This is a genomic window from Halotolerantifilum yawarlongkerapense (assembly GCF_054506745.1).
Map to the genome: position 1 here is coordinate 2,920,561 of NZ_CP199719.1, position 14,053 is coordinate 2,934,613.

The window sequence follows — 14,053 nt, forward strand, 5'->3', positions numbered from 1 at the left end:
CGAGGACCTAATGCATGAAGGAAGTCAAAGCCTATGGCATAAGTTGGCTGAATCACTACCACATCACATCGATCAAGAATACACTTGGGAAAATTCAGGCTGTGCTACTGGCGAATGGCCGGAAGCCCGGTACGGACACGTTCCATCACAAACGAAAAGCTCGTACAGGCAGGATATTTTGAAATCCTGAAACAGTACGAGCGATTATGAAAGCACTTAAGCGATTGAACCGCCGCGTACCGAAGGGTACGCACGGTGGTCTGGGAGGTCTGCTTGTGAACTGTGTCCGTTTACATCGCGTCGAGCACGCGCTGGAAACGATGGGTCAGGGCATCGAGCTCTTCCTGGGAGATCCCCAGTTTCTTGTCAAAGGGAGCCCCTAGGGTCACGACCTCGAGGCGGTCCGGACGGATCAGGCGGATGAGCCGTTCCAGCTCCTCGATGGAGGCCTCGGAGTCATTGTGATTTTTGATCATGGTGATCTCCAGGATGAAGGAGCCTGGGTACTGGCGGTTAAAGGCGGCCATGCCGGAGAAATGTGCCTCCAATGTGTAGCCGGGCAGGGGTCGCTGCATCTTTTTAAAATCGGTCTCGGTGACCGTCTTGATCTCACAGATGACCTCGTCGCAGGTGTTGGCGATGTGGCGGTAGCGGTCGTCGTTAAAGAGGTAGCCGTTGGAAAGCAGTCGGACCTTGCACCCTTTGGAGTGGATGCGGCGGATGATCTCTTCGAGTGCCGGGTGCACGAGACCCTCGCCGGCGGGGTTGATGAAGACGAGATCGATGGATCGGCTCTCCAGGGTGTCTTCAAGCGCCTCCAGCATGCCTTCAGTCCACGCCAGGGGCTGGATCTCGTCGGTCTGGTTGTCCGTTCGCTCGATCGGGCAGAAGATGCAGTTGAAGTTGCAGTAGCGCTCGGGAAGCACATCGATCTCGAGGACCTTCTGATCATCCTCCCGGTAGATGCCCTTGATGGTGAGTTCGTCCATGGGTCCTCCTTCTTTCAACCTATAGTGTGATTTCGGGGTGGTCACGGTCGAGCAGGTAGACGGTGCTGTCACCACCCAGTTTCTCGGAGATGTTGGTCTCGAGAAAGAGGAGGGCTTCTTTTAATGCGTCCAGTCGGTCTAGGTCGACCAGCTCGACGGCGAGAAAGGCCTTAGTCGTCTCTTCCGTGAGCATGGTGCGGACGGATTCTCTCCAGTTCCAGCACCGGCAGACGGCGCCAGCGTCGTCTTTGTAGACCACCTCGTCGGGATAGGGCGGTTCGCTCTTGTTGGACCCCAGGGTCGTGAAGGGCTCTTCACCAGTGGCGGTGGTAAGCCTCAGATCTCCCTGGAACGTATCGATGTCCTCCCCACCATTGGGCAGGGCATAGATCATGGAGCAGGCGTTGTAGATATCCACGAGGGGGTTGATGGTGGGCAGTGTGTCACCCTTGGCCACTCGCTTGAGAAGGGCTTCGATGGAAGAGCGGGCACCTTTTTTGGTTTTGAACTGGCCGAAGGCATCGCGCCAGACGCCGACCACTTCGTTTTTGCTGATGGGGTCTAGGGGGACGTGCTTGGCGACGTGGGTTTCCGCTTCGCGGAGCATGGCCTCGTAGGCACTTTTATCGTCATAGGTGTTGTCGATGCCCCTCACGACGATGACGCCGATCTTGGCCTCGGGAAAAATCGACCAGAAGTTCTTTTCGATGGTAAATTTCTTCATGTGGTGCCTCCTTAACTGGGTATGCTTCTTCGACCGATAACCCCGACGGCGGTCTTCGGTCGTAGGGGGAGGTGCGGGTTGTTGGTCAGAAAAAAAGGGTGCGCCCGGGGATCTACGCGGCAGACCACCCAGGTTTTCCTCCTTACGTGTCACTATCCAAAGCGGTTATGCGATTTTTCTCGGACCAGCCGACCGGGCGGTCGCGGAAGCCTCGAAAACCTAGCGATGAGAATTCTTCGGTTCAATGATAGAAAAGATGCACACAATTGTCAAGATAGGGAAGGTGTCCAATTGAGGTTTAAAAAATAAAAATGGAATCATTTGTAATGAAAAGGTCACAAACAAAAGGGGGGAACTGTGTTAACATAATATCAATTATGTGTTTAGGGATGCAGAGATCGATGAGTCGATCGATCGAGAAAGGACCAAGGAATGGACAGAGAAATCGAGAGAGAGAGGGTGCAGAACCCGATGGGGTCCGCACCCATCCCGGGCCTCCTGCTCAAGATGGGGGTGCCCATGATGTTTTCGCTGGCCCTACAGGCGGTGTACAACATCGTGGACAGTTACTTTGTGAGCATGATCCCGAACAAGGGGGACCTGGCGGTGAATGCCCTCACCCTGGCCTTCCCCATCCAGATGTTGATGGTGGCCGTGGGTGTGGGGACGGGTGTGGGTGTGAGCGCCCTCCTGTCTCGGAGCCTGGGTGAAAACAATCGAGAGAAGGCCGGTCGGGTGGCCGGCAACGGCCTGTTCCTTGGTCTGGTGTCTTCTCTCGTTTTCCTTCTCTTCTCCCGGGTGGGGGTCCTCCCCTATCTGACTACGCAGACGTCAAACCGCGAGGTGCTGCAGATGGGAGCGGACTACCTGGGGATCACCACGAGCTTTTCCTTTGGGGTCATGGTATTTGTGATCTATGAGAAACTCCTCCAGGGTGCAGGGCGGTCCATGCTGTCCACCACGGCCCAGGTGTCGGGTGCGCTGACGAACCTGGTGCTTGATCCGATCATGATTTTCGGCCTCTTGGGGATGCCGACCCTGGGCATTCGCGGGGCGGCCTACGCCACGGTGATCGGCCAGTGCGTGTCGCTTGTCGTGGGCTTATTCTTTCACCATGGCCTGAACAAAGAGGTGAAGACGCGTCTCGTCCATCTGATCCCCCGGCGACAGATCGTCTGGGAGATCTACCGTGTGGGCATCCCGGCCATCCTCATGCAGGCCCTGATGTCCGTGATGAACTACGGTGTGAACATCCTTTTCGGTGCGGTGTCGGTGGCGGCGGTGACAGCCTACGGGGTCTACTTCAAGATCCAGCAGTTCGTGGTGATGGCGGCCTTTGGGATGAACAATGCCATGGTGCCGGTGATTTCCTTTAACCACGGCAAGGAGGACCACGACCGGGTACAGGAGGGGATTCGCTATGGTCTTTTGTATCTGCTCCTCATCATGGGAACCGGCGCCTTTGCCCTGCAGTTTTTCGCAACAGACATCATGGGTCTTTTCACATTGTCGGAAGAGGTACAAATACTGGGTGTTCGGGCCATCCGGATCGTGACCCTGGGCTTTCTCTTTGCCGGTGGCAACATTGCCTACCAGGGGATCTTCCAGGCCCTCCGTCGCGGCGTGCACGCCCTGGTGATCGCCTCTCTGCGGATGATCATAGTGACCCTCCCCCTCCTGTGGTTTTTCTCCACCAGGCCCGGAGCACCGCATACGGTGTGGTTGGCCTTTCCCATCGCAGAATGTGTGGCCTTTCTCATCGCCCAGGTGCTGATGAAGCGAGTGCTGGCGAGCGAGCGACCGGAGCAGACAGAAGAATGGGTTTACGCGACCAAACAGAACGGATGAGGACCCGGCGTTGCCGGGTCTCTTTTCATGTCTACGTTTGAACAGCGGTTGGACTGGGCATAAGATAAGATAAATAGTTTTCACCTCGCTCTTGTTCTGACGAAATAACGCCACAAACCATATTATGCTGTAAGAAAGGTACCAGTAGAACGTTGAAAGTGCGTAGGGTATAGCAGAAGGAGGAATCACTATGTTGTATATGGCATTACTCATCCTACTTGTACTGGCGGGTCTTTGGTATCTTAGGGACGACAAGCAGCAGTCCCACCAGTAGTCATTCGCGATAGCTATTGTCCCGTCTGCATGGCGGGCTTTTAGGAGAGAAATCGATGAAAAGGGTTTTCGATAGCCGAGAGTCTCAGACGGTCCATCTGACGCTGTACGGTCAAGGTTTTGGAGCGGTGGAGGAGTATCGCAAGGTTTCATTAGAGGGTATAGAGCAGGAGTTGGTGCTCCAGGATGTGCCGCGGAGAATCGAGCAGGATTCTTTGGTCCTGGAGGGGGTCAAGGTCCTCGGTTATACCTTTGCCTTTGATCCGATCACGGGACAGGGGTTACTCGATCGTTACCTGGGAATGGACGTGTACCGGAAGCTGGAGGGGGTGCGAGAGAAGCGTGCCTATCGCCTTCATGCGGTGGAGAGCGACGGGTGGGTCCTGGTGGAGGATCTCGAGACGGGGGAGGTGTCCTTTGCCCCGGGTCGCGAACTCTTGCTTCCGAAGATCCCCGAAGGATGGTCGCGAGAACCGATGATGATCTGTCGGCTTGTTCCTGAGGCGGCCGAAAGAATCCGGATGCACTACCTCACTAAAGGGGTTCGTTGGCATGCGCACTACACGGTCCGCCTATCGGGCGAAGACCTGGAATTGACCGGATGGGCTCAGATCGAGAACCGGTCCGGCAAGGATTTTAAATCGGTTCACTTGCGTCTCGTGGCAGGGGACGTGCGCCGTGTTCGGGAGGAGGAAGATCCTGCCGGGCAGGAGCGCATCTATGCAGCTTCTCTCGCGGCGAGCGAGGCATCTCCTGGGCTCGAGGCCTACGGGGATTATTACGCCTACGCCCATCCCGAACCGGTGACCCTCGTGGAGGGACGTGAAGAGCAAGTTCGTTTCTTGCACAAGAGATCCGTGGCCTATCGCAAGCACTACGAGCTGAACCTGTACTCGGGTGAGGCGGAAGTGATTCTGACGCTGGTGAACGATGGCCGGTCGGGACTTGGAGAGCCGCTGCCCGCGGGCCGGGTGAAAGTCTATGATGACTTGGAGGATTCGGATGTACTTGCCTTTATCGGTGAGGATGCGATCGATCACACACCTGTGGAAGAAGAGATTCGCTTGTCTATCGGGCGCGCCTTCGATGTGCACTTTGATCATAAACTGATGGAACGAAAAAAATCCGGAGGCTTCGAGTATTACCAGTACGCCTGCGAGATCCGCAACCACAAAAGACAAGGGGCAGAGGTGCACGTGGCGCCGCAGATCTGGGAGACCTGGGAGATGGTGCAGAGTTCCCACGACTACGAGACGATCAGCAGTCGGGAGATCCGGTATGTCGTCCAGGTTCCGGCGGGGCAAACGGTGACGGTGCGGTATCTCTACAAGGTGGACCGTCGGGTGGAGCTCACGGTCAAGGGACGCGAGTAGGAGGGAATCATGTACACGGAACTGTACTGGCCGGGATGCAAGGCCCGGCTGATGGATGCGACCTTCGGCGGCCAGGATGCCTATTTTGTCACGTGCTCCTTAGAGGAGGCCGAGCGCCAGCTTTTCCCGCGTTTGACGCATGAGCAGATCCGCAGGTGCACGGGGGATTACGATCCGGAACCCAAGGAGGGCATACCCTCGGACAAGATTTGCGCCCTTGTGGCTGTCGATCTGAGCGTGATCAGTGCCCAGCCCTGGTGGTTTCCCTACGCGGGCCAGTGGAATGCCTACAGCCCTTTCAGGGCGGTCGAGGAAAAGGAGCGCGAAAGTTTGGAGGATCTGATGCGCGCGGTTAGGTGAAAACCTGCTCTCCGGCTGGTTCGGCTGGGGAGGTTCTTTTTTTTTGCGGCCTTGTTCGGATAGTCGAAGGCTGTGGATAAAATGGGTTTTATCGATCGAAAAAGTGCGGAAAATATGGATTTTCCTGCAAAGGATGCCAGTGAGGGGTTCCTCAAGAGGGGTGAAAACGGTATAATGAGATTAATTACTTTTAGTCATACAACGAGGCATTCGAAGGATAGATGAAGCAGAGGGGTTGTCGCATCGTGTTCAAACGGATCATCAAGTTCTGGGGTCTTTCTAAGCATCAGACGTTTCATGAGTCGACTTCGCCGCACCAGGAGTCGATCTATGTGGCGAGGGCATTTTTAATCTTTGGTATCCTCTGGGTGGGGTTGACGGATCGGATCCTTCATTTCGTTATTCGCGACCAACAGCTGGTGGATCGTTTGCAGACGATCAAGGGCTGGCTCTTCGTGGTGCTCACGGCCCTCTTGATCTATCAATTGGTGCGGAAGAAAGCGGATGAGCGTGTTTCTTATGTGGAGCAGCTCAGGCAGGCCTACGATTCCTTGGCCGATGCCCATGCGGAGCTCGAGGAGCTGAACGCGAGTCTCGAGGAGACACAGGGTCATCTGATCCGGGAAAAGTACCACGCAGAGCATTTGTTGGAAATGGCCCCTGTGTTGATCGCGACCTGGCACCGCGATGGACGGCTGCATACACTGAACAGTTACGGGCAGAAGTTGTTCGGTTACTCGATCGAGGAGCTTCGCAACCTCAAGTGGACGGAGCTCGTGCCGGTCATGACCCTAAAGCATGAGTCCTACCATACGATGAAGTACATACAAGATCACGTGCGTACCCACGAGCTGAGCAATATGGATCTGCATTTGTGCGATCGCCAGAGAAGTCCGGTGGATGTGTTGATGAACACATCAAAGCTGACGAATGAGCTTGGCGAGATTTCCTATATGACCGTGGGTGTGGATATGACAGAACAGAACAAGATGATCAAGAGCATCGACCGGATGACCTACGTGGATTTCTTGACGTCCATCGGGAACAGGCGTCTGTTGGAACAAGAGGCCAAGGAGCGTATCGAGGAAGAAATCCCCTTTACCCTGGTGTTCTTTGATGTCGAGGGGTTCAAAGCGATCAACGATCACTACGGGCATTCTGTGGGGGATCATCTGCTACAGCAGGTGGCCATGTGTTTGACGGATTTTGCGGGTGAACATGATGTGGCCGCCCGAATCGGTGGGGATGAGTTCGGTATGCTGCTTTACGACCAGGGGTCAAGGGTGGTGGGGGAAAAGCGCATCCAGGCGTTGAAGGAGACCCTCTCATCAACCTTCGATCTCGATGGTGAGGAGCGAACGCTGGGTTACCGCTTCGGTGTGACGGGTTATCCGACAGATGGCAGCAGTGCGATCGTGCTCTTTAAGAATGCGGACCTAGCGATGAACGAGGCCAAGAAGCGGCAGGAAGAGACTTGTATCATTTACTCGGAGTCGCTGTTCACCCAGGAGGCAAAGCGTCTCAGGATTTTGAATGAGATCGATAAGGCGATCCGGGAGGATCATTTCTCGATCGTGTTGCAACCGATCTACAACCTGCGCACAGGGATGGCAGCAGGAGCGGAGATCCTGGTGAGGTGGACGCACGAAGAGATGGGCGTGATCAGTCCCGCGGAGTTCATTCCCATCGCCGAGGAGACGGCATTGATCTTGGAGATCGATCGCTGGGTGATCGATAAGGCGCTGGAGGCCATCGAACCGCTCCAGCGTAAGTACGGGCCGGCGTTTACCCTTTCGCTGAATTTATCGGCGCACACGTTAATCAGTAAAGAAGTGGTGCCGATGGTCAGCGGCCTCCTTGAGAAGCACAGGGTGCCGGCAGAGTCGGTGATCTTAGAGATCACGGAGACGGCGGTCATCGCCGATGTGGACCGCGCGGTAAGCCAGGTGGAGAAACTGAGAAATTTGGGGCTCTGTATTGCCCTGGATGATTTTGGTACGGGCTACTCTTCGCTGTCTTATCTCAAGATGCTACCGATCGACCATGTGAAGCTGGACAAGAGTTACGTGGGCAAGATCAGTGTGACGCTGATGGACGAGAAGATCATCAGTAGCCTGGTGGCCCTGTCCCAGGACATCGGTTACCAGGTGGTGGCCGAGGGAATCGAGAAAAGGGAGCAGCTGGACTTTCTAGTGGATCTGGGTTGTGATTTTGGTCAGGGCTACCACCTGGCCATGCCAATGACCCTGGAGCGGTTGATGGAACAGGACAACAGGAGTATCCTATAAGCTTGAGAACGGGCCAAATCCCCGGTGTTTGCTGGAATAGCAAATGCCGGGGATTTTTTATGATTTTTGCCTAGTGACGAGATAGCGCCACTTTAGCTTGTAGGATGGATATGAAGATGGAAAAAGTCGAAGAACTGACAAAAATCGACAAAAGTAGACCCAAGATCTTGCAGGAGTTTTCAGAAAACTTGTAGAAAGAGGAAGGGAGGAAAGAGATGGGCATCATGACGGCAGAAGTGATCGTTGGTAGTGAGCATACTTTTCGCGATGGAATCGATCCCCTGGTTCGGGTGGAACTTTGGGAGAACAGCCGACCGGCTTGGTTGATCCGATCGGGTTATGACGAGGTGGAGGTTCGCATGATCCCGACGCTAGAGCACATGGTCGAGGATCTGATGCTTTTCATCGGCCTGCACGTGCTAAGGGACGAGGGCTTACGTCGCACGGCAGACCAGACGATGAAGCGGGGCACACTGCCTGACCTAGCGTTGTACGATGCCTTTGACGCACAGTCCAGAAAGGATCTTTACAAACAGTGCAGGGGCCTGCGTTATCCCTTGACCCTGATCTTTTTGGTTTTCGATACCTCGAGCCTGTCTTACATCAAGGAGATTCTGGCGGGCTATGATATCAGCGTTAGGGTATTCAGGGAAGACCGTAAAGCGCACGAGGCTTTTGTACGAGAGGAGAAGGTGAACAGATGAAGTTTGGGATCAGAACACCGAGTCTGAAGAAACGGATCAAGGCCAGGACCAGCATCAAGCGCAATATCGTCCACCGGGCGGGTATCAAGATGCCCAGGGGCATGGGCTGGGCCAGAAACCCCAAGAAGTATGCCTACAACAAGGTGTACAACCGAACGAGTTTCGATATTTTCAAGCTGATTAAAAAACTTTTCACCTGACCAAGCAAAAGGGAGGCGGTCGTGATGTTGTGGATCATTCTGGCGTTCATATTGGGCCTACTACTCGGGGGCATGGCCATGACGGCCATGATCGCCGAGGGGTTCGTGGAAGTGGAGAAGCGGAAGAGCGTAGGGAAGTAGGGATAGGTGGTTTCTCAATTATGATATGAAAAGCTATGAATGAGAGATATGACTGATTACAAGAGAAGGATTTTCTGAAACTAGAGTCTAGTAATAGCACCTAAGCGAAGGAAGGAAAGATGAATGAAGATGATTGGAGACATTCTCGTATCTACAGTAGTTGCGCTTAGTGTGATCATGATGGAGAAATTAGTTGAACATTGTTACAGAAAAAAAGTAGACTATTACAGCTTAACGAGTGAGGTTTTATCCTCTGTAAAATTTTACAATAACTTGATGCGAAGTACCATGCCTATGAGTGAAGCATCGTTGACTCGAGAGAATGAAAAATCTAGCGAGGCTCAAAGAGTGTTCCGAGAACTGGCGACACGTACTTTTGCCTTTAACAATACGCTGAAGTTTCAAAAATTATGGCAAGTGATTGGCATACCAAGCCATGAAGACTTAAGTGAGCTAGAGAGATGTTTACTCTTCCTCTCCAACAGTACAGGTTGCTATAGTGATAACAATGAGAATAATATCTGTGATCGGAGAGCATTCAAGAGAAAGAAACATCAGATACTTGAGATCTTGAAAATTCGGAATGAAAGTTAGAGGTGATTGAATGACTGCATAACAGCTAAGCCAAAGGACGTTATGGGATACTTAGTGGAAAAAGGCCTATACTCCAGTGACAATAGAAAAGGAAATCCACTCAGGAAAGATTTGAGAAGACTTCGTGAGAGAAGTCTATTAAATATGATTCGAGGCCTTGATTACTTCGAAACCGGGAAGAAGACATTTTGGACTTTTAGAAAGGTGGATAGTAGTAATGGTATGTAAGCGCATCTAAAATCGCGGGTTATAAATGTGGTGCATTTGAATCGCTGCTGTTGATACTGATGTACAAAAACGAAACGAGATTACTGATGGAGGAGGATATTGATGAAGGTCTGGATGATCAGAGCAGGTGAAGGTGCTTACTTGATAGATGAGTTTCTCAGTCAAGGTATTGCCACTATGGGTTGGAATGAAGTCGGAGATCTTAGACACCTCGATGGTCGTGAAAAGATTAAGCAGGCATTGCGAATGGCATATCCCGATTTCAAGAAAGGGAAAACCAATCAAGCTGCATCGCAGCTTTACAAGTTTGCTCACGAGATTCATATGGGTGATCGTATTGTGACTTATGATCCTTCACTAAGGATTTATCATCTGGGAAATGTTGTAGTGGCCTATCATTTCACCCCTGGCGAGCGTGATCATGATCACGTGCTACAAGTGAGTTGGAACGAAAAAATCAGTCGTGACGCTTTATCTACACGGGCGAAGAATCATCTTGGATCGATCATGACATTGTTTGAAATTAGTGAGGAGATCAAGCGAGAATTTTTCACCCTCTTAGAATCAAGTGATAAAATGACATCTATAGTTGATGACGAAGAAGAGTATGACGAGATCACCGATGATACGATTGAGAAGGCTCATGAATTCATCAAAGATAAATTCCAGGATCTCGACTGGGAGCAGATGCAGGAACTCGTAGCCGGTATTCTTCGTGCGATGGGTTATAAAACACAAATCTCGAAAAAAGGTCCTGATCGCGGACGCGACGTAATTGCCTCACCAGATGGTTTAGGATTAGAGGAACCGAGAATTATCGTAGAAGTGAAGCATCGAAACAGTGCAATGGGAGCGAACGAAATTAGAAGTTTTACCGGCGGATTGCGAACGAGAGACAAGGGACTGTATGTCTCTATTGGTGGTTTTTCGAAAGAAGCTAAATATGAAGCAGAGCGGTCGAACATTCCAGTCACTTTAGTGGATGCCGATGCATTGGTGTGACTAATCAATCAATATTACGATGCTTGCGATTCTGATACGAAAGCCTTGGTACCGCTGAAGCGAATCTATTGGCCGGTTAAGTGATCAAGCTGAGATAAGGGATCTCTTTATGTTCATAATTATATCCTTGACGATATGATAGATACTTTTTTATTAGCTAAGAGCATTTACAGGCCTTGTGTTTTTCATCTGAAGAGTTTTTGGTGAACTTCAGTCAGATGATTTGTTAGACGTTCAGTAACAATCAACGCCTCGTAGGATAGGATGAAATCATAAGTGGAAAACGGCAGAGTGATCAAACTTCACATCCGCGGAAGAGGACAAAAACAGTTGAAAAGTGCGGAGCTGAGCAATTGGACAGGTCAAGCCTATATTGGTAAGAGACAACATGTATCCATTTTTGATGGCATTGATGAAGCTCACGTGCCGGGAATCTATTTCGTCCTAAACAAAAGCCAAGAACAACTAAAACAGAGAATCTACATAGGCGAAGCTGATGACGTGGCAGAACGACTAAAGAGACACAAAATTCACTAGATTGGTGGGAAGAGTTTATTGTCTTTCTCAATGAAGATAATTATCTCAATAAGCCCATGTGAGATACCTTGAGTGTAGGTTACATAATCTTGCGATTAAGAATGTCACCATGCTTCAATAGAGAACAGTAACGTTCCGACAGGGTCAAAGCTACTAGATAGCGACATTGACGAGATGGAAGACTATTTGGACAACATGCAATTTATGATCAATCAATTGCAGTTGTTTCAGTTGATTGAGCCAACGATTAAGAGAAATGAGGAAATATAGTTAGTGGGATTGGCCAAATTCTTTCTGGCGGTAGGTAAAGAAAACGTCGATGAAATGGAAAAGCCGCTGATGGCACAGCTAGAAATTGTTGATGACGGTTATCAACTTCTCAAGGGATCTTATTGTCGTATCAAACCGAGGGGAAGTTTTACAAACATTGTTATATTAACTGTTATAGCTCTCTCTGATTGACCATGCCTTGCTCACTAGTTTTGCCGCACGGTGCTCTCTTATTTTGCCGCGGATTTTTTAAATCTTAGCAGCGAAATGTCGCTGCTAAGTGGGGGAGCGTCAAGGCATCTCCCCTTGAATGACTGTTCGAATCATGTGATCATCAATCAACTGTTTCGCTCGCTGTGATGCGAAAAGCAAAGCATGCGTACACAGTTTGTTGATTGCTCGAGGAGTGCCGGCGCTATAGAGAAATATTTCTTCTAGAGCCTTCTCCGTAAAGATCTCGGTTTTACCTCCTGCATAGCTCAGATGTGTACTCATGTACTCGGTCATTTGAGATAAGTCCATCTGTGGGATTTCACACTTGATATCAATCCGCTGTCGGATCGCAGCATATCTCTTGAGCTTCAATTTGTCCCATAGTTCATTTTGGCCAGAAAGAATCAAAGCCATTGGCTGATAAGAGTCCATCCGGTAGTTCAACAGAAATCGGATCTCTTCAAGTGTCTCCTTATCAAGTAGATGCGCTTCGTCGACCACAGTAACTACTTTTTTTCCATACACACCCCGAATGATCTCAAGCTGTTGGTGCAATTGCCGTCTGGAGTCTCCTCTGTAAAACTTGGATTCTACGCCTAACTGGTCCAAGAGGCCTTTGTAAAACCAACGAGGGGTCAGTTTGGAGTCCGATAGGTAAAGGAACTCATACTCCCGACTGGGAAGTGACTCTGAGAGTCGTCTCAGAGCTGTTGTCTTACCGCATCCCACATCAGAGGTGACGACTGCAAAGAGTTGTCTCGATGAGGCATATTCAAGCCTAGACAGAGTCTCATCAAGCATACTCGAAAGGTACAGGGACTTTGTTGGAATCTGACTTGAGAAAGGTGTATGCTTCATTTCGAAAAAGGTTTCATACATGTGCCTGGCCCTCGCGGATACTTCTGAAAACGACCGCTACATCCTTGCGTGTACGACCCGTGATATTAGCCTCATTAAGTCCATCGAGAAGCCTTGAACGATTCGTATCTATCGTTTGTTTCGAGGGCTCCAACTCACGCTTAGCACCGCAGTTCGGGCCGATTTCAAGCTTCTTCACTTTAAACGGTTTGAAGTCCTTATGATGGATCTCCACCTCATCCATCCAGGTGGCATCGTAGTAGACCTCGACTGTTCTTCCAATCAGTGTAAGACCTACTTCATACTTGCCACCATTGAAACTGATGCATCCCGTCTTATCTACCTTGCGGGTTTCGGTATGTAGGAATGCACTCCTGAGATCATCAACGTCTATGAATTTGAGAGGCCTCGAATCGGTTTTGAAAGCTACCCCAGGTGATATGCCCTTTAATCCCGAGTGGGCTGATTTATGATAATGCTCATCTATCCATAGCTGGAGCATTTCATTGAGCTCTTCGAGCGACCTCGGCTTCTCTAGAGCGACTTCCGAGAGGAAGGATTCGATTCTTCGGTTGAAGGCTTCAATTTTGCCTTTCCCTTCGGGATGATACGGTTTCGATTTGATATGCTTGATTGTCAGCTTGGCACAGGCTTTTTCCAAGTGGTTGGACCGATACTGCTTGCCATTATCAACATAAATCGCATCCGGTTTTCCATAGTGAATAATCGCGGTTCTAAGGGTATCTTCAACGATCTCGGCCTTCTGGTTTTCATAGAACTTAGTAGCAACTATGTACCGGGTTGCGTCATCGATAAATGCAGACAGATATACTTGTTTCTTCTTCCCCTGATCACCAATGGGAAGAAAGGGTCCATACTTGATATCCCCTTGATACAGCATGCCACGGTGTTCTTTTGCAAACCGTCTGCTGGCAATGCCTTTTTTCGTGTACATACGCATCTGTTTGGCGCCGTAACCGGCTTCTTGCAGGTGGCGTTGTAAGGTGCTTCGTTTGATATTATCTTTTTCAATCAAACCCTCTAGCTCTAAGATGCGAATCAAATCGCCCACACTACGAGATGGGTTCTCGCGGCGAAGTACGATTGCCTCCTTCACGATTGCATCGAAGTTTGTAGGAAGGGTGTCACTTTTCTTACGGTACCCTGCCTTGGGTTTGAGCCCTTCAAAGCCATCCTTTTGGTAGGCTTCGAGGTAACGGCCAACGGTTCGGTAAGAGACAAGATGCTTTCTGGCGATCTCCTTTTTCCTGTCGACAACGTCTGCATACGGAAGGTTTTCTTCCAAGAGCGGCATGATCATTTGCATACGTTCAGCAGCAATGTCATCGCGATTTTTCTCGTTCACGAATCAGTACACTCCCTTTCATTTTTACTTAAGGAAAGTATACCGCGGTCTCGCTTGCAAGGCATGCAAACTGGGTGTGTCACAC

General features: G+C 50.6%; 14 protein-coding genes. 10 read left to right on the forward strand and 4 right to left on the reverse strand.

The window, feature by feature from the left end; genetic code table 11:
- Window positions 1-290: 290 nt before the first annotated feature.
- Both ACULM0_RS14220 and ACULM0_RS14225 read right to left on the reverse strand, forming a co-directional pair.
- Window positions 291-989, reverse strand: coding sequence for a radical SAM protein (locus ACULM0_RS14220; protein ID WP_463678200.1), 699 nt, complete (start codon window positions 987-989; stop codon window positions 291-293).
- Between the two features lie 19 nt (window positions 990-1,008).
- Window positions 1,009-1,713 (reverse strand): B3/B4 domain-containing protein, encoded by a 705-nt coding sequence (locus tag ACULM0_RS14225; protein WP_463678201.1) that lies wholly within the window; start codon window positions 1,711-1,713, stop codon window positions 1,009-1,011.
- Window positions 1,714-2,145: 432 nt separating this feature from the next.
- Here ACULM0_RS14225 and ACULM0_RS14230 point away from each other — a divergent pair, with 432 nt between their 5' ends.
- The 10 genes from ACULM0_RS14230 (at window position 2,146) to ACULM0_RS14275 (ending at window position 11,723) form a co-directional block, all read left to right on the forward strand.
- Complete coding sequence (locus tag ACULM0_RS14230; protein WP_463678202.1) at window positions 2,146-3,561, forward strand: MATE family efflux transporter; 1,416 nt, start codon at window positions 2,146-2,148, stop codon at window positions 3,559-3,561.
- A gap of 329 nt (window positions 3,562-3,890) precedes the next feature.
- Window positions 3,891-5,207, forward strand: a complete 1,317-nt coding sequence (locus tag ACULM0_RS14235; RefSeq protein WP_463678203.1) for a DUF4139 domain-containing protein — start codon at window positions 3,891-3,893, stop codon at window positions 5,205-5,207.
- Window positions 5,208-5,216: 9 nt separating this feature from the next.
- Entirely contained in the window at window positions 5,217-5,567 is a 351-nt protein-coding gene (locus ACULM0_RS14240; protein ID WP_463678204.1) for a hypothetical protein, read from the forward strand.
- Between the two features lie 245 nt (window positions 5,568-5,812).
- Window positions 5,813-7,855 (forward strand): putative bifunctional diguanylate cyclase/phosphodiesterase, encoded by a 2,043-nt coding sequence (locus tag ACULM0_RS14245; protein ID WP_463678205.1) that lies wholly within the window; start codon window positions 5,813-5,815, stop codon window positions 7,853-7,855.
- A gap of 215 nt (window positions 7,856-8,070) precedes the next feature.
- Complete coding sequence (locus ACULM0_RS14250) at window positions 8,071-8,559, forward strand: hypothetical protein (protein WP_463678206.1); 489 nt, start codon at window positions 8,071-8,073, stop codon at window positions 8,557-8,559.
- On the forward strand, window positions 8,556-8,759 hold the full coding sequence (locus ACULM0_RS14255) for a hypothetical protein (protein WP_463678207.1): 204 nt from the start codon (window positions 8,556-8,558) through the stop codon (window positions 8,757-8,759). Before ACULM0_RS14250 ends, ACULM0_RS14255 begins: the two co-directional genes overlap by 4 nt.
- A 264-nt stretch (window positions 8,760-9,023) precedes the next feature.
- A complete protein-coding gene (locus tag ACULM0_RS14260; protein ID WP_463678208.1) occupies window positions 9,024-9,494 on the forward strand; it encodes a hypothetical protein in 471 nt (156 codons plus the stop codon).
- Window positions 9,495-9,824: 330 nt separating this feature from the next.
- The gene (locus tag ACULM0_RS14265; protein ID WP_463678209.1) at window positions 9,825-10,724 is read left to right on the forward strand and encodes a restriction endonuclease; all 900 of its coding nucleotides are present in this window, start codon (window positions 9,825-9,827) and stop codon (window positions 10,722-10,724) included.
- A 276-nt stretch (window positions 10,725-11,000) separates the two neighbouring features.
- A complete protein-coding gene (locus ACULM0_RS14270; protein WP_463678210.1) occupies window positions 11,001-11,261 on the forward strand; it encodes a GIY-YIG nuclease family protein in 261 nt (86 codons plus the stop codon).
- 273 nt (window positions 11,262-11,534) lie between these two features.
- Window positions 11,535-11,723, forward strand: coding sequence for a hypothetical protein (locus ACULM0_RS14275; RefSeq protein ID WP_463678211.1), 189 nt, complete (start codon window positions 11,535-11,537; stop codon window positions 11,721-11,723).
- A 99-nt stretch (window positions 11,724-11,822) separates the two neighbouring features.
- On the opposite strand, the gene ACULM0_RS14280 is transcribed toward ACULM0_RS14275, so the two are convergent.
- Together ACULM0_RS14280 and ACULM0_RS14285 are read right to left on the reverse strand one after the other, a co-directional pair.
- The gene (locus ACULM0_RS14280; RefSeq protein WP_463678212.1) at window positions 11,823-12,623 is read right to left on the reverse strand and encodes an ExeA family protein; all 801 of its coding nucleotides are present in this window, start codon (window positions 12,621-12,623) and stop codon (window positions 11,823-11,825) included.
- Window positions 12,616-13,968 (reverse strand): DDE-type integrase/transposase/recombinase, encoded by a 1,353-nt coding sequence (locus ACULM0_RS14285; RefSeq protein ID WP_463678213.1) that lies wholly within the window; start codon window positions 13,966-13,968, stop codon window positions 12,616-12,618. The genes ACULM0_RS14280 and ACULM0_RS14285 overlap by 8 nt, the downstream gene beginning before the upstream one ends.
- Window positions 13,969-14,053: the final 85 nt, after the last annotated feature.